The sequence below is a fragment of the Psychrobacter pasteurii genome, from assembly GCF_900162815.1.
Classification (GTDB): domain Bacteria; phylum Pseudomonadota; class Gammaproteobacteria; order Pseudomonadales; family Moraxellaceae; genus Psychrobacter; species Psychrobacter pasteurii.
Genome location: NZ_FUGD01000071.1, coordinates 1 through 22,356, shown reverse-complemented (window position 1 = coordinate 22,356; position 22,356 = coordinate 1). Strand labels below are relative to the sequence as shown.

Annotated in this window: 31 protein-coding genes, 1 tRNA gene and 1 pseudogene; 4 read left to right on the top strand and 29 right to left on the bottom strand. The window is 43.1% G+C overall.

Annotation, left to right across the window (positions count from 1 at the left end; all coding sequences use genetic code 11):
- Positions 1-41: 41 nt before the first annotated feature.
- The 27 genes and pseudogenes from secY to A1232T_RS05300 form a co-directional block, all read right to left on the bottom strand.
- Positions 42-1,373 carry a preprotein translocase subunit SecY gene (secY, locus tag A1232T_RS05430; RefSeq protein ID WP_077448460.1) on the bottom strand — a complete coding sequence of 444 codons (1,332 nt, stop codon included), beginning with the start codon at positions 1,371-1,373 and terminating at the stop codon, positions 42-44.
- A 5-nt stretch (positions 1,374-1,378) separates the two neighbouring features.
- Positions 1,379-1,828 (bottom strand): 50S ribosomal protein L15, encoded by a 450-nt coding sequence (gene rplO, locus A1232T_RS05425; RefSeq protein ID WP_077448459.1) that lies wholly within the window; start codon positions 1,826-1,828, stop codon positions 1,379-1,381.
- Positions 1,828-2,007 (bottom strand): 50S ribosomal protein L30, encoded by a 180-nt coding sequence (rpmD, locus tag A1232T_RS05420; RefSeq protein WP_007394230.1) that lies wholly within the window; start codon positions 2,005-2,007, stop codon positions 1,828-1,830. The genes rplO and rpmD overlap by 1 nt, the downstream gene beginning before the upstream one ends.
- A gap of 33 nt (positions 2,008-2,040) precedes the next feature.
- The gene (rpsE, locus tag A1232T_RS05415; protein WP_077448458.1) at positions 2,041-2,538 is read right to left on the bottom strand and encodes a 30S ribosomal protein S5; all 498 of its coding nucleotides are present in this window, start codon (positions 2,536-2,538) and stop codon (positions 2,041-2,043) included.
- A 2-nt stretch (positions 2,539-2,540) separates the two neighbouring features.
- Positions 2,541-2,891 (bottom strand): 50S ribosomal protein L18, encoded by a 351-nt coding sequence (gene rplR, locus A1232T_RS05410; RefSeq protein ID WP_077448457.1) that lies wholly within the window; start codon positions 2,889-2,891, stop codon positions 2,541-2,543.
- 11 nt (positions 2,892-2,902) lie between these two features.
- Positions 2,903-3,436 (bottom strand): 50S ribosomal protein L6, encoded by a 534-nt coding sequence (rplF, locus tag A1232T_RS05405; RefSeq protein WP_077448456.1) that lies wholly within the window; start codon positions 3,434-3,436, stop codon positions 2,903-2,905.
- A 194-nt stretch (positions 3,437-3,630) separates the two neighbouring features.
- Positions 3,631-4,029: a 30S ribosomal protein S8 gene (gene rpsH / locus A1232T_RS05400; protein ID WP_077448455.1), complete on the bottom strand. Its 399-nt coding sequence runs from the start codon at positions 4,027-4,029 to the stop codon at positions 3,631-3,633.
- A 12-nt stretch (positions 4,030-4,041) separates the two neighbouring features.
- On the bottom strand, positions 4,042-4,347 hold the full coding sequence (gene rpsN / locus A1232T_RS05395) for a 30S ribosomal protein S14 (protein ID WP_077448454.1): 306 nt from the start codon (positions 4,345-4,347) through the stop codon (positions 4,042-4,044).
- Between the two features lie 12 nt (positions 4,348-4,359).
- A complete protein-coding gene (rplE, locus tag A1232T_RS05390) occupies positions 4,360-4,896 on the bottom strand; it encodes a 50S ribosomal protein L5 (RefSeq protein WP_007394236.1) in 537 nt (178 codons plus the stop codon).
- Between the two features lie 21 nt (positions 4,897-4,917).
- Positions 4,918-5,235: a 50S ribosomal protein L24 gene (rplX, locus tag A1232T_RS05385; RefSeq protein ID WP_077448453.1), complete on the bottom strand. Its 318-nt coding sequence runs from the start codon at positions 5,233-5,235 to the stop codon at positions 4,918-4,920.
- Between the two features lie 9 nt (positions 5,236-5,244).
- Complete coding sequence (gene rplN, locus A1232T_RS05380) at positions 5,245-5,613, bottom strand: 50S ribosomal protein L14 (protein WP_007394238.1); 369 nt, start codon at positions 5,611-5,613, stop codon at positions 5,245-5,247.
- 150 nt (positions 5,614-5,763) lie between these two features.
- On the bottom strand, positions 5,764-6,039 hold the full coding sequence (rpsQ, locus tag A1232T_RS05375; RefSeq protein WP_037031557.1) for a 30S ribosomal protein S17: 276 nt from the start codon (positions 6,037-6,039) through the stop codon (positions 5,764-5,766).
- Positions 6,039-6,233: a 50S ribosomal protein L29 gene (gene rpmC, locus A1232T_RS05370; protein WP_028858245.1), complete on the bottom strand. Its 195-nt coding sequence runs from the start codon at positions 6,231-6,233 to the stop codon at positions 6,039-6,041. Before rpmC ends, rpsQ begins: the two co-directional genes overlap by 1 nt.
- Positions 6,233-6,646 (bottom strand): 50S ribosomal protein L16, encoded by a 414-nt coding sequence (gene rplP / locus A1232T_RS05365; RefSeq protein ID WP_011959719.1) that lies wholly within the window; start codon positions 6,644-6,646, stop codon positions 6,233-6,235. The genes rpmC and rplP overlap by 1 nt, the downstream gene beginning before the upstream one ends.
- Positions 6,586-7,387: pseudogene (gene rpsC / locus A1232T_RS05360) on the bottom strand (30S ribosomal protein S3). The gene rplP and the pseudogene rpsC overlap by 61 nt, the downstream one beginning before the upstream one ends.
- 3 nt (positions 7,388-7,390) lie before the next feature.
- Positions 7,391-7,720 carry a 50S ribosomal protein L22 gene (gene rplV, locus A1232T_RS05355; RefSeq protein WP_011959717.1) on the bottom strand — a complete coding sequence of 110 codons (330 nt, stop codon included), beginning with the start codon at positions 7,718-7,720 and terminating at the stop codon, positions 7,391-7,393.
- A gap of 10 nt (positions 7,721-7,730) precedes the next feature.
- Positions 7,731-8,006: a 30S ribosomal protein S19 gene (gene rpsS / locus A1232T_RS05350; RefSeq protein ID WP_007394243.1), complete on the bottom strand. Its 276-nt coding sequence runs from the start codon at positions 8,004-8,006 to the stop codon at positions 7,731-7,733.
- 11 nt (positions 8,007-8,017) lie between these two features.
- Positions 8,018-8,848, bottom strand: a complete 831-nt coding sequence (rplB, locus tag A1232T_RS05345) for a 50S ribosomal protein L2 (RefSeq protein ID WP_077448451.1) — start codon at positions 8,846-8,848, stop codon at positions 8,018-8,020.
- 11 nt (positions 8,849-8,859) lie between these two features.
- Positions 8,860-9,210, bottom strand: coding sequence for a 50S ribosomal protein L23 (gene rplW, locus A1232T_RS05340; protein ID WP_011959715.1), 351 nt, complete (start codon positions 9,208-9,210; stop codon positions 8,860-8,862).
- A complete protein-coding gene (rplD, locus tag A1232T_RS05335) occupies positions 9,207-9,809 on the bottom strand; it encodes a 50S ribosomal protein L4 (RefSeq protein WP_077448450.1) in 603 nt (200 codons plus the stop codon). Before rplD ends, rplW begins: the two co-directional genes overlap by 4 nt.
- Before the next feature lie 14 nt (positions 9,810-9,823).
- Complete coding sequence (rplC, locus tag A1232T_RS05330; protein WP_077448449.1) at positions 9,824-10,462, bottom strand: 50S ribosomal protein L3; 639 nt, start codon at positions 10,460-10,462, stop codon at positions 9,824-9,826.
- A 93-nt stretch (positions 10,463-10,555) separates the two neighbouring features.
- Positions 10,556-10,867 carry a 30S ribosomal protein S10 gene (gene rpsJ, locus A1232T_RS05325; protein WP_007394248.1) on the bottom strand — a complete coding sequence of 104 codons (312 nt, stop codon included), beginning with the start codon at positions 10,865-10,867 and terminating at the stop codon, positions 10,556-10,558.
- A gap of 445 nt (positions 10,868-11,312) precedes the next feature.
- Positions 11,313-13,124, bottom strand: coding sequence for an Rne/Rng family ribonuclease (locus A1232T_RS05320; protein ID WP_077448448.1), 1,812 nt, complete (start codon positions 13,122-13,124; stop codon positions 11,313-11,315).
- Between the two features lie 150 nt (positions 13,125-13,274).
- Positions 13,275-13,895 (bottom strand): Maf family protein, encoded by a 621-nt coding sequence (locus A1232T_RS05315; protein ID WP_077448447.1) that lies wholly within the window; start codon positions 13,893-13,895, stop codon positions 13,275-13,277.
- Positions 13,896-13,992: 97 nt separating this feature from the next.
- Positions 13,993-14,478, bottom strand: a complete 486-nt coding sequence (gene mreD, locus A1232T_RS05310; protein ID WP_077448446.1) for a rod shape-determining protein MreD — start codon at positions 14,476-14,478, stop codon at positions 13,993-13,995.
- Between the two features lie 196 nt (positions 14,479-14,674).
- Entirely contained in the window at positions 14,675-15,595 is a 921-nt protein-coding gene (gene mreC, locus A1232T_RS05305) for a rod shape-determining protein MreC (protein ID WP_077448445.1), read from the bottom strand.
- Positions 15,596-15,617: 22 nt separating this feature from the next.
- Positions 15,618-16,646, bottom strand: a complete 1,029-nt coding sequence (locus tag A1232T_RS05300; protein WP_077448444.1) for a rod shape-determining protein — start codon at positions 16,644-16,646, stop codon at positions 15,618-15,620.
- 566 nt (positions 16,647-17,212) lie between these two features.
- Between A1232T_RS05300 and gatC the strand changes: the two genes are divergently transcribed.
- The 4 genes from gatC (at position 17,213) to A1232T_RS05280 (ending at position 20,904) form a co-directional block, all read left to right on the top strand.
- Positions 17,213-17,545 (top strand): Asp-tRNA(Asn)/Glu-tRNA(Gln) amidotransferase subunit GatC, encoded by a 333-nt coding sequence (gatC, locus tag A1232T_RS05295; RefSeq protein ID WP_208606916.1) that lies wholly within the window; start codon positions 17,213-17,215, stop codon positions 17,543-17,545.
- 209 nt (positions 17,546-17,754) lie between these two features.
- Positions 17,755-19,254, top strand: coding sequence for an Asp-tRNA(Asn)/Glu-tRNA(Gln) amidotransferase subunit GatA (gatA, locus tag A1232T_RS05290; protein ID WP_077448443.1), 1,500 nt, complete (start codon positions 17,755-17,757; stop codon positions 19,252-19,254).
- Entirely contained in the window at positions 19,254-20,774 is a 1,521-nt protein-coding gene (gatB, locus tag A1232T_RS05285; protein ID WP_077448442.1) for an Asp-tRNA(Asn)/Glu-tRNA(Gln) amidotransferase subunit GatB, read from the top strand. The genes gatA and gatB overlap by 1 nt, the downstream gene beginning before the upstream one ends.
- Before the next feature lie 53 nt (positions 20,775-20,827).
- Positions 20,828-20,904: transfer RNA gene (locus tag A1232T_RS05280), tRNA-Pro, on the top strand.
- A 216-nt stretch (positions 20,905-21,120) separates the two neighbouring features.
- Here A1232T_RS05280 and A1232T_RS05275 read toward each other — a convergent pair.
- Complete coding sequence (locus A1232T_RS05275; RefSeq protein WP_077448441.1) at positions 21,121-21,957, bottom strand: tellurite resistance TerB family protein; 837 nt, start codon at positions 21,955-21,957, stop codon at positions 21,121-21,123.
- A gap of 204 nt (positions 21,958-22,161) precedes the next feature.
- A partial coding sequence (locus A1232T_RS05270; protein ID WP_143513954.1) for a zinc ribbon domain-containing protein occupies positions 22,162-22,356 on the bottom strand: 195 nt, incomplete at its 5' end.

The window sequence follows — 22,356 nt, the reverse complement described above, 5'->3', positions numbered from 1 at the left end:
ATTGAACAGACCTACTCAAATACTTTAAATATAAGTTAAAACTATTTGATTAGGGTCTGGTCATGATACTGATGTGTCATTAAGTGAGCCTGTAGCTGTGAAATGAAATCCATAACCACGACTACCATAATTAAAAGTGATGTACCACCTAGGTGGAATGGTATGCCAAATGAAGACTGTAGCAGCATCGGCATTAAACAGATCACAGTCATATAAATCGCACCGATAAAGGTTAGACGGTTTAAAACATGATCTAAATAACGCTGTGTTTGTAAACCCGGTCTAATACCTGGAATATAAGCACCACTGCGCTTCAAGTTCTCTGCCACTTCTCTAGGACTAAAAACTAGCGCCGTATAGAAGTAACAGAAGAAAACAATCATTGCACCAAATAGAGCCAAATATAATGGCTGACCCGGTGCTAGAACCAATGACATGGTTTGTAAAAATTGCTGCCAGGCACTAGGATCGGCAGAGTTACCCACCCATTGACCTAAACTTGCCGGGAACATCAACAACGCACTTGCGAAAATAGCTGGGATAACCCCTGCCATGTTAATTTTCAGCGGTAAGTGTGATTGTTGATCAGCATAAATTTTACGACCCAGTTGCTGCTTTTGGGCATAGTTCACAGGAATACGGCGCTGTGCTCTTTCAATAAACACAATGCCTGCTGTTACTGCAATGCCTAATACCGCAAATACCAGCAGTACAATCAGACTTTGAGGATCGTTTTTTACCATCTCAAAGGACTGACCTAACATACTAGGTACACTGGCCACAATGCTCGCAAAAATAAGCATTGAAATACCATTGCCCACACCGCGTTCTGTAATTTGCTCACCAAGCCACATCAAGAACATGGCGCCTGCTACAAGGGAGCTCACAGCAGGTATATAAAATGTTAATCCTGAAGACAATGTCAGGTTTTGACTGATTAATCCAGTACACATAAAGATGGCTTGGATAGATGCCAAAAAGAGAGTCCCCTGCCGCGTATATTTATTCAATTTACGGCGGCCAGACTCTCCTTCTTTCTTCAAAGCTTCTAATGACGGCATTACGGCCGACATCATCTGAACGATAATAGAAGCTGAGATATATGGCATGATTCCAAGCGCCATAATTGACATTCTCTCTAAAGCACCACCTGAAAACATGTTGAACATGCTCAAGATGGTGTTTTCGTTACGAGAGAATAATTCAGCTAGGCTGACTGGATTAATACCAGGAACTGGAATATGTGAACCTAAACGGTAAACAACCAGCGCCCCCATCAAAAACAACAAGCGACTCCATAGCTCATCATACTTACGAATAAAGACAAGCGGATTCATCGGAATTGCAGAGGTAGGCACAGATTGCTTCGCCATTTAAATTACTCCTGAGTTTCCTCAACTGTGCCACCAGCAGCTTCAATAGCAGCTTTAGCACCTTTGGTCACTTTAACACCTTTAAATGTATAAGCTTTAGTGATCTCGCCAGATAAGATGATACGCGCACGTTTCATGTCATGACGGATGATGTTTGCTTCTTTTAAAGTTTCAACGCTTACTACATCGCCATCGATCTTGTTAAGTTCAGAAAGACGTACTTCTGCAGTAGTTAATGCCATTTGACTGGTAAAACCAAACTTAGGCACGCGACGGTATAAAGGCATTTGACCGCCTTCGAAACCAGCACCGATGCTTGAGCCTGAACGTGACTTCTGACCTTTAACACCACGGCCACCAGTTTTGCCTAGGCCAGAACCAATACCACGACCTTTACGGTGTGCAGTTTTTTTGGCGCCTACGGCTGGCGATAATTCGTTTAATTTAAGTCCCATTACGCTTCCTCCACTTTAACCATGTAATTGATGCGATTCACCATTCCACGGGTTGAAGGCGTGTCTTCAACTTCAACTGTATGTCCAATACGGCGTAAACCAAGGCCCATAAGACAAGCTTTATGGCTCTTGAGGCGATGGGCACCAGATTTAATTTGAGTAACTTTCATTTTTTTCATCGTAACTCACCTACTTTAATATCTAAATAATGGTTAGCCCAAGATTTCGTCTACAGATTTACCACGTTTTGCAGCCGCCTTTTCAGGAGACGACATATCACGTAAACCATTGAATGTTGCACGTACTACGTTTGTTGGGTTCGTTGAACCGTAACACTTAGTTAATACGTCTTCTACACCAGCTGATTCTAGTACGGCACGAACTGCACCACCGGCAATTACACCAGTACCTTCAGTAGCTGGCTGCATGTATACTTTACTTGCACCATGACGGGCAACAATTGGATGCTGTAAAGTAACGCCATCAAGATCTACAGTGATCATGTTGCGTTTAGCAGCTTCAAGTGCTTTTTGGATAGCAGCTGGAACTTCACGAGCTTTACCACGTCCAAAACCAACACGGCCGTTACCATCACCAACAACAGTTAATGCTGTGAATGAGAAAATACGACCACCTTTTACAACTTTAGATACACGATCAACAGAAACTAATTTTTCTACTAAACCGTCATTTTGCTCTACTTTAGCCATGATTAAAACTCCAATCCATTTTCACGAGCGGCGTCAGCTAGTGCTTTAACGCGGCCGTGGTATTTGAAACCACTACGGTCAAAGGCAACTTTAGTGATACCAGCAGATTTTCCACGTTCAGCGATAAGTTTACCTACAGCAGTAGCTGCATCAACGTTACCAGTAGCGCCAGAGCGTAAAGTGCTGTCAAGTGTTGAAGCTTGAGCCAATACTTCTCCGCCAGTTGGAGAAATGATCTGAGCATAGATATGGCGTGGAGTACGGTTAACAACTAAACGATGCACACCTAAATGACGGATGTGGGCACGTGTTTTTTTAGCTCGACGTAAGCGAGCAGCTCTTTTATCAAACATGTCATTTCACCTTATTTTTTCTTAGCTTCTTTACGAACCACATGCTCGTCACTATAACGGATACCTTTACCTTTATATGGCTCAGGCGGACGATAACCACGGATTTTCGCAGCAGCTTGACCTAGTGCCTGCTTATCGTTTGATTTTAAAACGATTTCAGTTTGGCTTGGGGTTTCAGCAGTAACACCTTCTGGAAGCGTGTATTCGATTGGATGTGAGTAACCAACGTTTAGAGTTACTTTGCTACCAGCTACTTGAGCACGGTAACCAACACCAATCAACTGAAGTTTTCTTTCAAAACCTTCAGAAACACCTACCACCAAGTTGTTCACTAATGAACGCATGGTACCAGTGTGCATCCAAGCTTCTTTAGAGTCAGAAACAGGTGATAAGATCAGTTGATCATCTTCTTGTTTTAGCTCGACCAAATCATGCAGGTGTAAAGACATAGTACCTTTACTGCCTTTAACTTCAACCTGCTGACCGTTCAAAGTAACACTTACGCCCTTAGGCAGTGCTACTGGGGCTTTAGCCACACGAGACATAGGAATATTCCTTAATAACAGATAAATAACGAATGATTATGAAAAAATTAACAGGCACTAGGCCTGTTAATTTAAATAATCAGCTCTATATTACTTAAGCTTTTAACTATTATGAGTAACTAGGTGCCTAAATAAAGGCGCCCATTATACCCTATTAATAGAATTTAAAAAAGTTAAATAATACAAAATATGATTTAAGCAACGAATGCGATGATTTCACCACCGATGCCAGCGGCACGAGCAGCGCGATCACTCATAATACCTTGGCTGGTTGAAACGATCGCAACACCTAAACCTTGCTGTACCGATGGGATTGCGTCTTTACCGCGGTATTGACGTAAACCTGGACGGCTGTAGCGTTTGATTACTTCGATAACAGGCTTGCCTTCGAAGTATTTTAATTCAATGCTTAAAGTTGCTTTGCCATTGCCTTCTTCAGTTACTTCAGCAGATGCGATGTAACCTTCTTGAACTAGTAGGTCAGCAATTGACTTACGTAGTTTTGAGCTTGGCATAGCAACAGAAACTTTACGTGCCATTTGTGCGTTACGGATACGGGTTAGCATATCAGCAACTGTATCTTGCATACTCATAGTATTACTCCCTTACCAACTAGCTTTACGAACGCCTGGAACATCACCTTGCATTACGCGTTCGCGTAAAATGTTACGTGATAAACCAAACTTACGGAAGTAACCATGAGGACGGCCAGTTACACCACAACGGTTACGTAGTCTAACTGGAGACGAGTTACGTGGAAGTGATTGAAGTTCAAGAATGGCTTCCATTCTTTCTTCATCACTTGCGTTCATGTCACTAATGATTGCTTTAAGATTTGCACGCTTCTCAGCATACTTAGCAACCATTTTCTCGCGTTTTAATTCGCGATTAATCATGCTCTTTTTTGCCATAATGCTTTATTCCTATTTGAATGGGAAGCCGAATGCTTTAAGCAGTGCGCGACCCTGCTCGTCGTCCTGAGCAGATGTCGTGATAGTGATATCAAGCCCACGAAGGCGATCAATTTTATCATAATCGACTTCTGGGAAAACGATTTGCTCTTTAATACCTAACGAGTAGTTACCACGACCATCGAAAGCTTTTGGTGAAAAGCCACGGAAGTCACGGATACGTGGGATAGCAATAGCAATGAGACGATCTAAAAACTCATACATTTGCTCGCCACGAAGTGTCACTTTACAGCCAATTGGCCATTCTTCACGAATTTTAAAGCCAGCGACAGATTTACGAGCTTTAGTGATTACCGGCTTCTGACCTGCAATTGCAGTCATGTCCGCTACGGCACCTTCTAAAAGCTTCTTGTCTTGTGAAGCACCGCCAACACCCATGTTAAGAGTAATTTTGGTGATCTTTGGTACTTGCATGACGTTTTCCAAGCCTAGTTCATCTTTGATCTGTTGCTTGTACTGGTCATTGTATAGTGATTTTAATCTAGCCATTGCTATTACACCCTTAGTGTTTTACGCAGTCGCCACTACTTCACCGTTTGAACGATAGACGCGTTGTTTGTTGCCGTCTTCGTCAAACTGATAAGTAATACGATCAGCTTTTTGGGTTTGCGCATTAAAAATTGCGACGTTAGAAATATGTAAAAATGCTTCTTGCTTAACGATACCACCTTCAGCACCAGTTGCCGCATTTGGCTTTTGGTGTTTGGTGACGATGTTAATGCCTTCAACTTTGATACGGTCATTTTTTACCGCTAGCACAGTGCCTTGTTTGCCTTTGTCTTTACCAGCAATAACAATAACACTGTCGCCTTTACGTAATTTAGCCATGGGTTACCTCTACAGTACTTCTGGTGCTAGTGATACAATCTTCATGAATTGATCACCACGTAGTTCACGAGTTACCGGCCCAAAGATACGAGTGGCAATCGGGGCTTTGTTCTGGTTAAGCAATACTGCAGCGTTGTCATCAAAACGTAGTACTGAACCATCTGGACGACGTACACCTTTTTTGGTACGTACAACCACAGCATTCATTACATCGCCTTTTTTAACACGACCACGTGGAATTGCTTCTTTAACAGATACTTTAATGATGTCGCCTACAGAGGCATAACGACGATGTGAACCGCCTAGTACCTTAATACACTGTACACGTCGTGCACCACTATTATCTGCAACTTCCAGAATTGTTTCAGTCTGAATCATCGCGTTACTCCAATCATATACAACAGGCAATAACAATACTGGTGAATAACTTCATGCAATTATAGAAAACCACATGAAGTATTCACTAATCTGGTATGTCGCCATAAAGGGGACGTATTTTACCAGTAATTATTGCCAATTGCAATTTGCTTATATTTTTTCCGCTGTTTCCACAACGTCAACTAGTTTCCAAGACTTAGTCTTAGAGATTGGGCGTGTTTCAATAATACGAACCACGTCACCTTCTTTACAGACATTGTTTTCGTCGTGGGCTTTAATTTTTGTAGAACGACGGATCTGTTTGCCATATAGTGGGTGACGAACTTTACGCTCGATTAGCACTGTAATAGACTTATCCATCTTGTTACTGACAACCTTACCAGTAACAATACCTACACCTTCGGTTTGTTGAATATCGTTACTCATTAGGCGCCTCTTTGTTTCTCATTAATCAAAGTCTTAATTTGAGCAATCGCACGGCGATTTGCTTTGACTTCGTGTGTGCTACCTAGTTGACCGGTGGCTTTCGCCATACGAAGACGGAATGCATCAAGTTGCTTCTCGTCTAGTAATCCAGTCAGCTCTTCTACTGATTTGTCTCGTAATTCACTGATCTTCATTACATTATCGTCCGCTTAACAATGGTAGTTTTGAAGGGAAGCTTAGCTGCTGCAAGCGTGAACGCTTCGCGTGCTAATTCTTCTGAAACCCCTTCGATCTCATAAAGCATTTTACCTGGTTTGATTTCGCATACCCAGTATTCTACAGGACCTTTACCTTTACCCATACGAACTTCTAATGGTTTGTTGGTGATTGGTTTGTCTGGGAATACACGAATCCAGATTTTACCACCACGCTTAACCTTACGAGTAATAGTACGACGTGCGGCTTCAATTTGACGAGCAGTCATGCGACCACGGCCAACTGATTTTAAGCCAAACTGACCAAATGCAACAGTGCTACCACGATGTGCTAAACCCGTGTTACGCCCTTTATGCATTTTACGAAATTTGGTACGTTTTGGTTGTAACATAGCTTAACCTCTATCTGTGTTTGCTCTGTCTGAATTGCGACGGTTTCCACGGCCGCGGCGTTTTGGCGCACGAGTCTTATCTTCTTTAGGTGGATTATAAACGCTATCCATACCATCTAGAATTTCACCACGGAAAATCCATACTTTAACACCGATGGTTCCGTAAGTAGTCTCTGCACGAACTGATGCATAATCGATATCTGCACGTAGAGTGTGTAAAGGTACACGACCTTCACGATACCACTCAGTACGAGCGATCTCAGCACCGCCTAAACGACCAGACAGTTCAACTTTAATACCTTGAGCGCCAGAACGCATGCTGTTTTGTACTGCGCGCTTCATAGCACGACGGAACATAACACGGCGTTCTAGTTGGCTAGCGATACCTTCAGCAACTAGACGAGCATCTAAATCTGGAGAAGTAATTTCTTCGATATTAACCTGAGCTGGTACGCCCATCATTTTGGTTAATTCTTTTTGTAACTTCTCAATATCTTCGCCTTTCTTACCAATAACGATACCTGGACGAGCCGTTGAGATTGTGATTTTAGCAGCGCCAGTAGGACGCTCAATCAAAATGTGGCTAATCATAGCATTGTCTAGCTTCTTGCGAAGATAGTCACGTACTTGTAGATCGTTAAGTAGGTATTCAGAATATTGTTTTGGGTCTGCATACCAGTTAGCGTTGTGTTTTTTTACAACACCAAGACGAATTCCGATTGGATGTACTTTTTGTCCCATGAATTATTCTCCTACCTTAACAGTGATGTGACAGGTACGCTTACTGATACGATCAGCACGACCCTTTGCACGTGGTAGGATACGCTTTAGCGTGATGCCTTCATCCACATAGATAGTTGATACTTTAAGCGTATCGATATCTAAACCGTGGTTGTGTTCAGCATTAGCGATAGCAGACTCAAGACATTTCTTAACGAATACTGCGCCTTTTTTATTGCTGAACGCAAGGATATCCAAAGCACGCTCAATAGACTTACCACGAACTTCATCTGCGACAAGTCGAACTTTCTGTGCCGAAATGGCGGCACCGCGTAATTTTGCAGTTACTTCCATAGTGAGCACCTTATTTTTTTGCTTTCTTGTCAAAGCCATGACCGCGATATGTGCGAGTCGGGGCAAATTCACCTAGTTTATGGCCAACCATTTGCTCACTAATGATAACCGGTACGTGTGTACGACCATTATGAACAGAAATTGTTAGACCAACCATTTGTGGCAGAATCATCGAGCGACGTGACCAAGTTTTGATTGGCTTGCGTGAGTTAGACTCAACAGCTTTTTCTACTTTGGCAAACAGATGCGCATCAATGAATGGACCTTTTTTCAATGAACGAGGCATGAAATTTTCCTTTATTTCTTCTTGGCGCGACGGCGACGGATGATCATACTGTCAGTACGCTTATTGTGACGCGTTTTAAGACCTTTGGTCTTCTGACCCCATGGCGTAGTTGGATGTTTACCCATTGTGCGACCTTCACCACCACCGTGTGGGTGATCAATCGGGTTCATCGCAGTACCGCGAGTCTGTGGACGAACGCCACGCCAACGTGCTGCACCTGCTTTACCAAGTGATTTTAGGTTATTTTCAGAGTTAGAGTTTTCACCAATAACTGCACGGCAATTTACGTGTACACGGCGAGTTTCGCCAGAGCGTAAACGGATAATTGCGTAAATACCATCTTTACCTAGTAGTTGAACTGAAGCACCAGCTGAACGAGCTAATTGCGCGCCTTTACCGATTTTTAGTTCGATACTACTGATAGTAGTACCTACAGGGATGTTTTTAAGTGGTAAGCAGTTACCTGGACGAATAGGTGATGACTCACCTGACATTACAGTATCGCCAACTTTAAGTTTCTTAGGAGCGATGATATAACGACGCTCACCGTCAGCATACTTAAGTAATGCAATATGTGCAGTACGGTTTGGATCGTATTCAATACGCTCTACCGTTGCTGGGATATTGTCTTTAGTACGCTTGAAGTCGATAATACGATAGTGTTGCTTGTGTCCACCACCAATATGACGTGACGTAATACGACCATTGTTATTACGACCACCTGATCTACCTTGTGCTTCAACAAGTGGGGCATGCGGACGACCTTTGTAAAGGTGTGGATGCACCACTTTTTCAACAAAACGGCGACCTGGTGATGTTGGCTTTGCTTTTACGATAGGCATGATTTGTATCCTTATTCGTTGTTCGCTGTTTCGCTAGTAGAAGCTGCATTGTCTGCAATCTCTTCACCAGCATCAGCCATTTGTACATCTTGACCAGCTTTTAAAGTCACATAGGCTTTTTTATAGTCATTACGACGACCTACAGTGCGACCAAAGCGCTTTGTTTTACCTTTAACATTTAAGGTGTTTACCTTAGTAACTTCCACACCTTCAAACATTAACTCGACTGCTTTTTTGATTTCACGCTTAGTGGCATTGTTATCAACTTTGAAAACCTGCACACCTAGTGAGTCACCTAACAGCTGAGATTTTTCTGAGAACACAGGCCCTTTTAAGACCTGATAAAGTCTTGCGTTATTCATGCTAGTGCTTCCTCAAATTGTTTCGCTGCGTCAACAGACATGATGACTTTATCAAACGCAATCAAGCTAACAGGATCCACTTCGTTAGTACCAAGTACATTCACATGTGGAATGTTGCGGGCAGCTAAGTATAGATTCTCATCAACTTCATTGGTCACGATTAATGCACGTGGTGCATTAAGTTCTTCCAATTTGCTAATTAGTTCTTTTGTCTTTGGAGCTGAAACAGTGATGTCTTCAACTAAAATTAGACGATCTTGGCGAACTAACTCGGCTAAGATACACTGCATCGCACCGCGATACATTTTACGGTTCACTTTTTGTGACCAGTCTTGTGGCTTAGCAGCAAACGCTCGACCACCACCAACCCAGATTGGGCTGCGCGTAGAACCAGCACGTGCACGGCCAGTACCTTTTTGACGCCATGGTTTCTTACCACCGCCAGAAACTTCAGCACGAGTCTTTTGTGCGCGGCTACCTTGACGTGCGCCTGCTAAATAAGCAGTGACGACTTGGTGAACGAGGGCTTCGTTGAATTCACGACCAAATGCCGTGTCAGACAGCTCAACCGCTGCGCCTGTAACAGTTTTTAAATTCACGTTAATCCCCTTGCTTAGGCTTTGATTGACGGACGTACGATGACATCGCCACCATTGGCACCTGGAATGGCACCTTTAATGACTAGAAGACCTTTTTCAGCGTCTACTGACACGACTTCAAGTCCTTGAACGGTAACACGTTTGTTACCCATTTGCCCTGGCATTTTCTTACCTTTGAAAACTTTACCTGGGCTTTGGTTCTGACCTGTTGAACCCAATACGCGATGCGATACTGAGTTACCGTGCGTAGCATCTTGCATACTAAAGTTATGACGTTTTACGCCACCTTGGAAGCCTTTACCTTTACTTTGACCTGTAACATCAACAAGTTGCCCTGCTTCGAATAGGTCAGCAGCAATTTCGCTACCCGCTTCACGTCCTTCAAGTTCTTCTTCTGTAACACGGAATTCCCATGTACCACGGCCAGCTTTAACGCCAGCTTTAGCAAAGTGACCTTTTTGTGCTGCAGTTACGCGGCTGTCACGACGCTCACCAGTGGTTACTTGGATGGCTTGATAGCCGTCAGTGTCATTGGTTTTAATTTGAGTAATGCGGTTTGCATCGACCTCAACAACCGTTACAGGGATAGAAGCGCCTGTTTCAGTGAAGACACGGGTCATGCCGCATTTCTTACCGACTAAACCGATCGCCATGTTAAACCTCTTTATATCTTCAATTAATAGTTTGGGGTAATTTCTAAAAGTCGCGTCTCATTAATCATTACGCTTAAATATACGCGCTTTTGATTAACCCAATGCGATTTGAACGTCTACACCAGCAGCCAAGTCCAATTTCATCAATGCGTCAACTGTTTTATCAGTAGGTTGCACGATGTCAAGCATACGCTTATGAGTACGAATCTCGTACTGATCTCGCGCGTCTTTGTTGACGTGTGGCGAGGTTAGGACGTTGAAACGCTCGATGCGAGTAGGCAACGGTACAGGACCACAAACTTGCGCACCAGTGCGCTTTGCGGTATCGACAATCTCTTGTGCCGACTGATCGATCAATCTATGATCAAAAGACTTTAGTCGGATACGGATTCTCTGGTTAGCCATGCCAGCAAGCTCCTAATAAGTGGTTTTATCATCGTTGCTACCCTAATGGTAGGTCTTGAATGATAAATAGCCGTTATATAAATGATTTATTCTTTGGTTAAATCGTGAGATTAATCACATTCAACAATTCAAAAAACAAAATAAGTTTAATCCTTGCCCACCATTTCCATATAGGAAGGTAGCAAAGAAGAATGAAATTAGTGCCGAAAACGATGCTTCAGCTGTATTAACGTCAAGCTTTACAAGTGATTACAGTTCAATACGCTGCCGTATTTGATCACACTTACTTGAAACGCTCATATAAATTCAGTGGGTTGTATTATACACACTTGATAATCGATTGCAAGGGTATTCCTAAGTTTTAATGAGGATAAAAGGGGAATAAATTGTCACTTTTACATTTTAATAACACTTACTGCCCCCTTCTCTATCTCGCCCTTAATTATCAATCTAAAACGATGTCATATTGCTCTTGGGTGTATAGGTTTTCTACCTCAAAAGTGATGACTCTACCTAATAAATACTCCAGGTCAGCGACAGTGTCTGCCTCAGAAGACAGCAGTAAATCAATGACAGAGGCATGAGCAACGACAGTGAACTTCTTCGGTGAGTTATAGGTGCGTGCACAGCGCATAATCTCACGGAAAATCTCAAAGCACACCGTCTCAGCGGTCTTGATAAAGCCCTTACCCTCACAAGTCTTACAAGGCTCACACAGCTGCTGTTCTAATGACTCACGGGTGCGCTTGCGGGTCATCTCAACCAACCCAAGCTCACTGACTTGAGTAATCTTGGTCTTGGCATAATCTTGAGACAGCTGATGCTGCAAACTCTCTAGCACATCATCTTTATGCTCTTGCTCTAACATATCGATAAAGTCAAGAATGATGATGCCGCCCAAGTTACGCAACCTAAGCTGCCTAGCAATGGCGTGAGTGGCTTCTAAGTTGGTTTTGTATACCGTGTCCTCAAGCGAGCGACCACCGACAAACGAGCCTGTGTTGACATCAATGGTGGTCATCGCCTCGGTTTGGTCAATAATTAGATAACCGCCCGACTTTAAATCCACCCGACGCTTTAGCGCATCTCTTAAGTCCTCCTCTACCCGATGCACATCGAATAAAGGCTGCTCCCCCATATAAGGTAAAATACGCGGATAAATAAAAGGCACAAACTCTTTGGCAAACTGACGCACTTCGTTATACATGCCTTCATGATCAACGATGACCTTTTCGGTATCTGGGTGTACCAAATCTCGAATTGAGCGCAGTGGCAAGGAGAGCTCTTGATAAATCAGAACCGCTGTTTTACCACTGCCTGCTGAAGCCTCTTTGCGCGCTTGAATGGTACGCCATAGCTGTACTAAGTAATAAATATCCTCTTCAAGCTTGGCCACAGGGACCCGCTCTGCTGCTGTACGCGCGATAAGCCCGCCCGTCAAGTTAACGGTTTGCATCAGCTGTGACAGCTCTGTCTTTAAGCGGTGACGCTCTTCTTCATTATCGATACGCTGCGAAATACCAATATGCTCGCTAGAAGGCAAATAAACCAAATAGCGAGATGGCAAAGAGATGTTGGTGGTAAGACGCGCGCCTTTGGTGCCTAATTGGTCTTTGGTGACCTGCACCAGAATTTTTTGGCCTTCATGCAAGCGATACTGAATCAGTTCGTGACGTGGCGGCTCAATGATTTGACGTTCCTTAGCAGCAGTAGGCGGCGTCTCTACTTGAGTAATCGCATTGCCCACTTTATCGGGGGAGTCGTTATCTAATAAAGAGTTATCCAGCAAGTCACTTTGCAGATTTTCAGTTTCATCAGCCAAGGCAGATTTCTTTTCTCTAAGACTGCCTGGCTCCACCTCTACTTTGGAAGAATTAGCCAGCTCAGACTCTGATGAGGAAGATTCACCCGACTTGTTTTCGGCAATATGCTCAGAGCGGTCGACAGGAATACTGGTTAAAACCGTAGGCTCTTGTTTATTATGATGGCGGGCGGCAGAAGTCTTATCTTCTATGACCGTTGGCCGAGGTAATCGGCGCATATCATTGACGTGCAAAAAAGCAGTACGAGACTGCCCAATTTCCACAAACGCCGCTTGCATACCCGGTAGAACACGGACGACTGTGCCCAAATAAATATTGCCCACCAAGCCAAGCTTATTATGACGCTCAATATAAACCTCGCTGACCACGCCATTGTCCAAAACGGCAACTCGAGATTCCATTGGGCTGACATTAATGAGTAGCTCTTCTGACATAGCAGACCTTTTTATCTTATTATTGGTTAAATATATTTTGGTAAAGACAACTAATTATAGCGAGATATTTTGCCTTTATAGCAAATGACGAAAATATCTTTTTATTAGCCCCAGTGTACCACTGACGCTAAAAAATTGTTATCTCGTCTACTATAAGCCTGCTACCTTCTTCTCAATATTTTTAATTGCTACCAAGGTCTGTGATAAAGGAAGCCCTACCACATTAGAGTAGCTACCATTGATACGCTCTACCCAAGCTGCGCCTTTGCCCTGAATGGCATAGCCCCCAGCTTTATCAGCAGGCTCACCACTGGCCCAGTAAGCTTCCATGGCAGGCTCATCCAACTCAACAAAAGTAACTTCTGTCTTCTCTAAGATGTTTTCTGTGTGTAGCGAGTTGCCTTTGTTATCAAACACAGTTAACTGAACTGCCGTCCAAACCGCATGCTGAGTATTAGACATCTTTTGCCACATAGCAAAGGCATCCGCCTTGTCAGTGGGCTTTACTAATATAGATACCCCATCAGCAAGCACACCGATAGTGTCTGAGGTTATCACTAAGTAATGACCCTCCCCTGTCTCATACAGCTCAGTCAGGTCTTGTCCAGCAGCTGCTGCCTTAGCTTGCACCATTCGGACAATGTAATCCTGAGGCGTCTCATCGGGCAGCACACTTTCATCGACCTCTACCGCTTGAGTAACAAAGTCAATATCTGCCAAAGCTAATAATTGTTGACGACGAGGAGAAGTAGAAGCCAGAATAATTTTCATTACATGCTCAAGATTTTCAGGAAGTTAAGAGGGCTTAATTCAAGTGTAGGCCTGTTCAAGCCAAGATAGCGGGAGTTGTCCTAGGACTTTATTATAATTAGTATTTTCTTATAAAACGGTGCAGGGATAAAAATACCAAAGGCCAGGTAACGATACTAATTAATAAACTAAATAAGGCGTTGGCAAAAAATATGTTCTGGGTAAGATATTGCACCGACCATAGAATGACCTGAAAAACTATTAAGGCAATGGTTGCCACACCCCAAGCCATAGATAAATTCAACTCTTTAATATACTGCCCTAGAAACCTAACACAAAAAGCCATAATCACAGCAGCAAAGGCTTGCTGACCTAAGCGCGTGTCTAATAGCAAATCTGAGATAATCCCAATGGTAAAAGCGGTCACCACTCCCACATATTTTGGCTTAAATATTAACCAAAAAATCAGCACCATAATGAGGGCCATTGGGCGCAGTAAGGAGGCTTCTAGTCCCATAGGATAGATATTGATCACAGAAGCTACTACAAAGCTTGCAATAACTAACATCAACGACTGGAAGGGACTTAAAGGAGTTTTCATCATAATAGCAGTAGCGCCTTTTAAGAAGCCTCAATAGATAAGCTTAGGCAATGACTATTTATGAGGGGACAGGTCATGAGAAAAATGAGGTCAAAAACAACACCGGCAAACCCTTGTTGCCTAGCTGACAAGCTAGGCTTTAAAACTTGAGGGCAAAAACTGGGCTGTAGAGGTAGGCTAACAGACATTATTGTGTCACTCACTTAGCATCAGGAGAGCGGCTAGGAGGAACATAAGGGGTCTGTGTAAGTTCTAAAGAGCCTGTGAATCTATCGTCTCTATAGTTGGGCGCATGTTCACTGTCTTGCATAATTAACACATAAGAGCTGTTAACGAAGTCAGCTGCCGGCGTCACTTCAATATTCATGAAGTTTTCGTTTTGTTCAGGGTTGATATACTCTACACGTCCTACACGGTAGCCGGCTGGAAAACGGCCCCCTAGACCTGAAGAGATTAATTCATCACCCACTCGAATATCTGAAGTTTTGAAAATATAATCAAGCTTCAGTGAGCTTGGTGTCCCCTCTCCAGTAACAATAGCACGCTGACCTGTTCTTCTAACAGTAACCGACACAGATTGAAGCTCATCGGTAATCAGTAGCAAGCGACTGGTATTGGGATAGACATTGATGATTTGGCCCAGGATACCATTTTCATCAATGGCAGTTTGCCCGACTTGTACGCCATCTTTACTGCCTTTGTTTAATACCACAATTTGCTTTAAGGGGTTGGTATCAGTACCAATCACCTGCGCCAAATTTAATTCATACTGATCCGGCTTAGTGGTAGATAAAATACCTTGCAAACGCGCATTTTGAGCCAACACATAATCTTGCTGTTGTAGCTTCGCCTGAGCATGTAACAACTGGGCATGCAATTGCACATTTTCACGGCGTAATGCCTCTTTACTCATCAAAGTCCCGTCTGCCCAGTGACTGACAAAGGTTGGCAGTACCGACATTTGATAAATGGGCTGCATCGCTGAATGGCTAGTATCGCGTATGGGATTAAACCAGTCAGGATTTTTGCTGTCCAGTAACATCAAAACCATAGCGACCAATAATACGGCCGCCGTTTTTTTTAAAGTAAGATTGTACTGAGCAAAGAGGGTCGTTGGCATAGTGAACTTACAAACTTATAGACTATACAAAAATCATATTTAAACTTTTGTTATTAATAAAGGCCAATGCAGCACCACCACCACGGCTCACACACGTTAACGGATCTTCAGCCACAGTCACTGGAAGACCAGTCTCTTTTGACAATAATTTATCAAAGTTACGTAGCAAGGCACCGCCACCAGTCAACACAATACCACGCTCAGCGATATCTGATGACAATTCAGGTGGGGTTTGCTCAAGAGCGGTTTTAACTGCACTAACGATACCGGTTAATGAGTCGCTTAAGGCTTTTTGGATTTCTTCAGAAGTTACGGTTAGAGTCTTAGGCACCCCTTCTGCCATGCTACGACCACGAACTTCAACTTCAAGCTTAGCGTCTTCATCAATGGCAGAACCTACGCTTTGCTTAATACGCTCAGCAGTAGTTTCACCAATCACACAGCCATGGTTACGGCGTACATGAGTGATAATCGCTTCATCAAAGATATCGCCACCAATACGGATTGAATCTGCATAGACACAACCTGATAGTGAAATAACTGCAATCTCTGTGGTACCACCACCGATATCTACAACCATTGACCCACTGGCTTCATGAACGGGTAAATCTGCACCGATTGCTGCTGCCATAGGCTCCTCTAATAAGAAAACCTTGTTAGCCCCCGCTGAAGATACCGCTTCACGAATAGCGCGACGCTCAACTAAAGTAGATTTGCAAGGCACACAAACCACAACGTTGGGCTGAGCCAAAAAGCGTCTGGCTTTCACTTTATTGATGAAGTGTTTTAGCATTTTTTGAGTCACCTCAAAATCTGCAATAACCCCATCTTTTAAAGGTCGAATTGCGGTAATATTATCGGGAGTACGACCTAGCATTTGCTTTGCATCAATGCCGACAGCAGCTACCGTTGGGTTCTGAGTACGATTACTACGCAGAGCCACTACGGTAGGCTCGTCGAGAACCACACCCTTTCCAGGCGCATAAATCAATGTATTGGCAGTACCAAGGTCAATGGCGATATTGTTAGATAGAAATCCAAACGGGTTCATGTATCGTGTTCCAGCGTATTGCGAGTTAAAGAGTAGCGTCATCATCCCGTGCATTCAATAAGCAGAGACTGGCTCTCAAAAAAAAGAGTCTAATATTTTAAAAAATATTTTAAGATTTTGTCGAATAGAAATGACACACTTTAACTAAAGTAAAGCATGACGACAAGAATAATCCTTGAAAATTTGCTCAAATATTCAGGTGGTGCAAATTATAGCGGTTAATTATAGATAAATCATTCAAATATCATATTTTTCATATGACTATACAGCATTAAATTGCAACATCTCATGTCAAAATCATTAATTAGCTAATAATGATACCGTGTTAATAGTAATTTTGGAGTTATTGTGACTTATTTTGAAAACTGATGTGACTAATATTTGCAATTTTAATATCCGATCGCATATCAAGGTAACCACTGAAAATAAGTGTCAGTTGCTTTATAATAGCCCGATACGACAAAACAGTCTGATAAACTTCTATTGCACTAATTTTTGTTAACTTTTTTATTCGCTGTGTTTGCTAACTTTTCTATTAACCGATTTCAAAAAGGATGCTTTGTCTCATGACTACCAATAGCACACCAAATCCGCAATCGCCTAACCGCGAAGATCAAATTTGTACCACTGATATTTTGGAAGTAGCCAAGCTTTCTCGCCTTGCGGTAGATGAAGAAGCGGCACAAAACTTCGCTGAGGACATCGCTAAAATCTTAGACATGATGCAAACCCTTTCAAGCGTAGATACCGATAACTTAGCTCCGCTAGCCAACGTACATGAAGCGGCTCAAGAATTACGTGCTGATATTCCAAATGCAGATATTGACCGTGAATTAAACCAATCTGTGGCTCCTGCTGTAGAGCAAGGTTTATATCTGGTACCGCAAGTTATTGACTAAACACCCCTTGTCTATTTCGCTACTTCATTTTTGGCTTTGCTTAAAATTAAATAAAACCCACCTGAGTTAAAGCAGAGTGTGGCTAAAAAACAAATACCGGCTTAAAGCGAAAACTTATAAAAAGGCTTATAAAACCACAGCTGATGATGAATAGCCAAATAATTTTATTTTCTACCCTTACTTTCAATTAATAATAATGGACACCCAATATGTCTGACCTACATCACTTATCTGTTGCTCAGCTTGCTGATGGTCTAAAAAACCAGCAGTTTAGCAGCGTGGAACTGACTGATCACTTTTTAAAACGCATCAATAAACTTGATGAGAAAATCAACAGCTTTATTACCGTTGATGAAGAAGGCGCTCGCGAGGCGGCCAAAGCTGCTGATGAAAAGCGCAGTGCAGGCGATACCTCAACGCTACTTGGCCTACCTATGGCTCATAAAGATTTATTTTGTACCAAGGGTCTACTGACCACTTCTGGCTCAAAAATGCTACACAACTTTGTGTCACCCTATGATGCCACCATCGTATCTAACATTCGTGAAGCGGGTGCTGTGTGCTTAGGTAAGCTGAATATGGACGAGTTCGCGATGGGCTCGGACAACGAAAGCTCTTACTATGGTGCAGTGAATAACCCATGGGATACCAGCCGTGTTCCAGGTGGCTCATCAGGCGGCTCTGCTGCTGCTGTGGCTGCAGGCTTCGTACCTTTTGCGACTGGTAGTGATACTGGGGGATCTATTCGCCAGCCAGCCTCATTCTGTGGTCTAACAGGCTTTAAACCCACTTACGGCAGCGTCTCACGCTTCGGTATGATTGCTTATGCTTCAAGTTTGGATCAAGCCGGTACTTTTGGCCGCTCTGCTGAAGACTGTGCTTATTTGCTACAGCCTATGGCGGGCCATGACCCTCGTGATGCCACGTCTATCAAACGCGATGTGCCTGACTATATCGCAGAGATGCACAGCGCTGCTGAACAAGCGGACGCTAACAAGCCATTTACTGGTCTACGCATTGGTGTGGCAAAAGAATACTTTGGCCAAGGTTTGGATTCAGAAGTAGAGTCAAACGTTCGTGCGGCATTAAAACAGTACGAAGACTTAGGCGCTACTATTGTGGAAGTAAACATTACTGATCCTGCTATTACGCTAGCCACTTATTATATGCTGGCTCCTGCTGAAGCCTCTTCAAACCTATCTCGTTTTGATGGGGTGCGTTTTGGTTATCGCTGTGAAGAACCAAAAGACTCAGAAGACCTATACACCCGCTCCCGCTCTGAAGGGTTCGGTGATGAAGTACAACGCCGTATCTTGATGGGGACTTACGCTCTATCTGCCGGTTACTATGACGCTTACTATACCAAGGCTCAAAAAGTACGCCGCTTAATCTTAGAAGACTTCACCAAAGCTTTTGAGAAGTGTGATGTTATTGCTAGCCCAACCGCCCCTACTGCGGCCTATAAGTTAGATACCGCTTTAGACCCAGTTACCATGTACTTAGGTGACGTATATACCATCGGGGTTAACCTAGCCGGTCTACCTGCCATCAGTACCCCTGCTGGCTTCACTGAATCTGGCTTGCCTGTGGGTCTGCAATTAATTGGCAATCACTGGGATGACAGCAAGCTATTATCTACCGCTCACATCTTCCAGCAACACACTGACTATCACACTAAGCTATCTGCTACTGCACAGGAGAGCATCTAATGACTGCTATCACTGAAAGTAACACCACCCACCAGCCGGTTCGCAAAGAATTATTAGTTGACGGCTATGAAGTGGTCATTGGTATTGAAATTCACTGCCAACTAAATACTGAAAGTAAAATCTTCTCAAGCTCATCAACCAAATTTGGTAACGAGCCAAACACTCAGGCCAGCATCGTTGATTTAGGTCTACCTGGGGTACTTCCTGTATTGAACGCAGGCTTGATTGAGCGTGCGCTTAAGTTTGGTATCGGGGTGAATGCAGAGCTTGGTATGCTAAATACCTTTGACCGTAAAAACTACTTCTACCCTGACCTACCAAAAGGCTATCAAATTACCCAGATGGAAAACCCCATCGTTGGTAAAGGCTACATCGATGTTGTAGTTAATGAAGGCGAGAAGAACGAATATAGCAAACGTATTGGTATCACACGCGGCCACTTAGAAGAAGATGCGGGTAAATCTGTGCACGATGCTGTAGCAGGTATGACAGGTGTTGACTTAAACCGCGCTGGCACGCCATTGATTGAAATTGTGTCTGAGCCAGACATGCGTTCAGCAAGCGAAGCAGTGGCTTATATTAAAGCCATTCATCAGTTGGTTACTTGGCTTGATATCTCAGACGCTATCATGGCTGAAGGCTCATTCCGCTGTGACTGTAACGTATCTGTGCGTCAACCTGGCGAAGAGTTCGGCACCCGTACTGAGCTGAAAAACTTAAACTCATTCCGTAATATCGAAAATGCGATTAAACGTGAAATCGAGCGTCAAATCGACATTATTGAGGATGGTGGAAAAGTAGTTCAGGCCACCATGCTTTATGATCCAGAAGCGGATGAGACTCGCATCATGCGTACCAAGGAAGATGCTGACGATTACCGCTACTTTCCAGATCCTGACTTGCTACCTGTTCGCATCGAACAAGAAACTGTTGATGCCATTCGTGCCAGCATGCCAGAGCTTCCGGTTATCCGCCGTGCCCGCTTTGAAGAAGAGCTTGGCCTATCAGAGTATGATGCGCGTATCTTAACCGGTAGCCGTGAGCTGGCTGACTACTTTGAGGCTGTTCTTGACACCGTAGGTAAGGAACACGCTAAGTTAGCTGCCAACTGGATCATGGGTGACTTACTGGGCGCTTTAAACAAAGAAGACAAAGGTATCATTGAGTCTCCTATCAGTGAAATACAGTTAGCTGGCTTGTTAAAGCGCCTCAACGACAACACCTTGTCAGGTAAGTTAGCAAAACAAGTCTTTACTGCACTTTATGACGGTGAAGGCGGTACAGACGCAGATGCCGCTGATAAGATTATTGAAGCCAAAGGCTTGAAGCAAGAGACGGATACCGGAGCCATTAAGGCCATGGTTGAAGAGGTTATTGCTAATAACCAAGCTATGGTTGATGAGTACAAAGGTGGTAAAGCCAAAGCCTTTAACGGTCTAGTCGGTCAGGTAATGAAAGCCAGCCGCGGTAAAGCCAACCCACAGCAAGTTAACCAGATTTTGAAAGAGATTTTGGGTTAATAGCTGGCTAGGGCTTGCATTAAATATTTTTATGAGTAAAATAGTTTGTCCATCGGGGCGTAGCGCAGTCTGGTAGCGCACTACACTGGGGGTGTAGGGGTCGCAGGTTCAAATCCTGCCGTTCCGACCAAACATGAAAAAGACCTGTCATATTAATATGGCAGGTCTTTTTTTATGGCTGTAAACTTTTGATTTAACTGGCATTTTAAATCTTACCGCTTTCTCCCTACTCTGCCTTCCTTCTAAAGCTCAGAATAATTTTATAAAATTGCGGTATATTTGTTGGTATAGATGTTGGTACTGAGATCTACAGTACCAACATAGTTTTAACCACTTACTCTCTCGTTTAGCTATAAACAATACTATTGATTCCCATGTCTAAAATATCCGGATCATAGCTTGTATCTCTTAATTCAACCAATCTTGGGTTCCCTCGTGTTGGTTTAACCAAAATGCTATTATCAAAAACCTCATAAGATAATAGTTGCCCAATAGTTATATTGAAACTTTTCTTATCCCCATCAAAAATAATGCGCTTATTAGTGACTATAAGCTTTCCTGAACTGACAGCGACAGGCTCTCTATCTGATTGATAAGTACCCCGAGACTGCCCCACTCGAAAGCTAACTCCCTTTGCCACTCTAATACTTACCCCTGCTGAACCACCTTGGTAACGCCCTCTCACTGCTCTTTCTTCAATTAAATCTGCAAAATAGCTAAAATGAGCAACTTCATCTTTTTTCAAAATGATATTGGTATGACAAGTCGGCAAAATACCGCTTTGAATCTGCCTTAATAGTTTATGTTTATCTAACACCTGTAGCTCTGCCGCAATCATATCAGACGGGATATTAAACAGTCTTTGTATTCGCTCTAGTGCTTTGTCTTCTTGCTCAGTAACCACTTCATCAGACACAACATGCTCGTAAGCTTTTTTATAAGCTTTAATAAAACCTTTTAACTCCTGCTTGTCTGTAAGCTCTGCCTCCATCAGCAGCTCTTTAATTCTTTCTTCCTCCTCCTGGCTTATTTCTCCATCACTTGCCATTAGCATTAATTGTTTATAAGTCTCTGACCTGACTCTTCTTTGCTCAAAGAAGGATCGCTTTTTCTTAACCTCAGTCTCTTTGTCAGGGGTTTTATTTAGCTTTAAGCTTGGTGGTTTTATCTGCTGTAAATCCATATTAAACAAAGGCTTTGCTGTTAGATTCCTAATCTGATTATTTTCTATCTTTTGGGCAGACTTACCTTGCTTAATAGATAAATAAATAATCGTAATAGATAAAATTAGCCCAGCAAGTAATCCTACTACAGAGTCATCTGGAGTACTTTCTTCAGGAAGAAAAGCGCCAATAATTATCGTAGAAATCTTGACTTCCTCCCCTCGCTAAACCGAGGGGATTCCTACATCTAGACGGTCAAGCCCGACCGCAAGGATGTTCTTAGCAGCATTGATATCTCTATCATGCCATGTGCCACACTTAGCACAAGCCCATCCTCTTATTCGCAAGCCTGCTCTACCTTTCGGACTACTGTCACTTATTTTAAGGCAGCACGAGCAGGTCTGGGTAGTGTAACTCTC

Coding starts and splice junctions, on each gene's coding strand:
- rplR (WP_077448457.1), bottom strand. CDS start 2,891: ATGTTTGATAAAAGAGCTGCTCGCTTACGTCGAGCTAAAAAAACACGT.
- rplN (WP_007394238.1), bottom strand. CDS start 5,613: ATGATTCAGACTGAAACAATTCTGGAAGTTGCAGATAATAGTGGTGCA.
- rplF (WP_077448456.1), bottom strand. CDS start 3,436: ATGTCTCGTGTGGCTAAAGCCCCAGTAGCACTGCCTAAGGGCGTAAGT.
- A1232T_RS05315 (WP_077448447.1), bottom strand. CDS start 13,895: ATGAAAATTATTCTGGCTTCTACTTCTCCTCGTCGTCAACAATTATTA.
- mreD (WP_077448446.1), bottom strand. CDS start 14,478: ATGATGAAAACTCCTTTAAGTCCCTTCCAGTCGTTGATGTTAGTTATT.
- rplP (WP_011959719.1), bottom strand. CDS start 6,646: ATGTTACAACCAAAACGTACCAAATTTCGTAAAATGCATAAAGGGCGT.
- rpsQ (WP_037031557.1), bottom strand. CDS start 6,039: ATGAGTAACGATATTCAACAAACCGAAGGTGTAGGTATTGTTACTGGT.
- gatB (WP_077448442.1), top strand. CDS start 19,254: ATGACTGCTATCACTGAAAGTAACACCACCCACCAGCCGGTTCGCAAA.
- rpsH (WP_077448455.1), bottom strand. CDS start 4,029: ATGAGTATGCAAGATACAGTTGCTGATATGCTAACCCGTATCCGTAAC.
- rplX (WP_077448453.1), bottom strand. CDS start 5,235: ATGGCTAAATTACGTAAAGGCGACAGTGTTATTGTTATTGCTGGTAAA.
- rpsJ (WP_007394248.1), bottom strand. CDS start 10,867: ATGGCTAACCAGAGAATCCGTATCCGACTAAAGTCTTTTGATCATAGA.
- A1232T_RS05275 (WP_077448441.1), bottom strand. CDS start 21,957: ATGGATTTACAGCAGATAAAACCACCAAGCTTAAAGCTAAATAAAACC.
- rplO (WP_077448459.1), bottom strand. CDS start 1,828: ATGGGACTTAAATTAAACGAATTATCGCCAGCCGTAGGCGCCAAAAAA.
- rpsE (WP_077448458.1), bottom strand. CDS start 2,538: ATGGCTAAAGTAGAGCAAAATGACGGTTTAGTAGAAAAATTAGTTTCT.
- rplV (WP_011959717.1), bottom strand. CDS start 7,720: ATGGAAGTAACTGCAAAATTACGCGGTGCCGCCATTTCGGCACAGAAA.
- A1232T_RS05320 (WP_077448448.1), bottom strand. CDS start 13,124: ATGTCAGAAGAGCTACTCATTAATGTCAGCCCAATGGAATCTCGAGTT.
- rpsN (WP_077448454.1), bottom strand. CDS start 4,347: ATGGCAAAAAAGAGCATGATTAATCGCGAATTAAAACGCGAGAAAATG.
- gatA (WP_077448443.1), top strand. CDS start 17,755: ATGTCTGACCTACATCACTTATCTGTTGCTCAGCTTGCTGATGGTCTA.
- secY (WP_077448460.1), bottom strand. CDS start 1,373: ATGGCGAAGCAATCTGTGCCTACCTCTGCAATTCCGATGAATCCGCTT.
- rplC (WP_077448449.1), bottom strand. CDS start 10,462: ATGGCGATCGGTTTAGTCGGTAAGAAATGCGGCATGACCCGTGTCTTC.
- A1232T_RS05300 (WP_077448444.1), bottom strand. CDS start 16,646: ATGAACCCGTTTGGATTTCTATCTAACAATATCGCCATTGACCTTGGT.
- rpsS (WP_007394243.1), bottom strand. CDS start 8,006: ATGCCTCGTTCATTGAAAAAAGGTCCATTCATTGATGCGCATCTGTTT.
- rplE (WP_007394236.1), bottom strand. CDS start 4,896: ATGGCTAGATTAAAATCACTATACAATGACCAGTACAAGCAACAGATC.
- rplW (WP_011959715.1), bottom strand. CDS start 9,210: ATGAATAACGCAAGACTTTATCAGGTCTTAAAAGGGCCTGTGTTCTCA.
- rpmC (WP_028858245.1), bottom strand. CDS start 6,233: ATGAAGATCAGTGAATTACGAGACAAATCAGTAGAAGAGCTGACTGGA.
- gatC (WP_208606916.1), top strand. CDS start 17,213: ATGACTACCAATAGCACACCAAATCCGCAATCGCCTAACCGCGAAGAT.
- rpmD (WP_007394230.1), bottom strand. CDS start 2,007: ATGAAAAAAATGAAAGTTACTCAAATTAAATCTGGTGCCCATCGCCTC.
- rplB (WP_077448451.1), bottom strand. CDS start 8,848: ATGCCTATCGTAAAAGCAAAGCCAACATCACCAGGTCGCCGTTTTGTT.
- mreC (WP_077448445.1), bottom strand. CDS start 15,595: ATGCCAACGACCCTCTTTGCTCAGTACAATCTTACTTTAAAAAAAACG.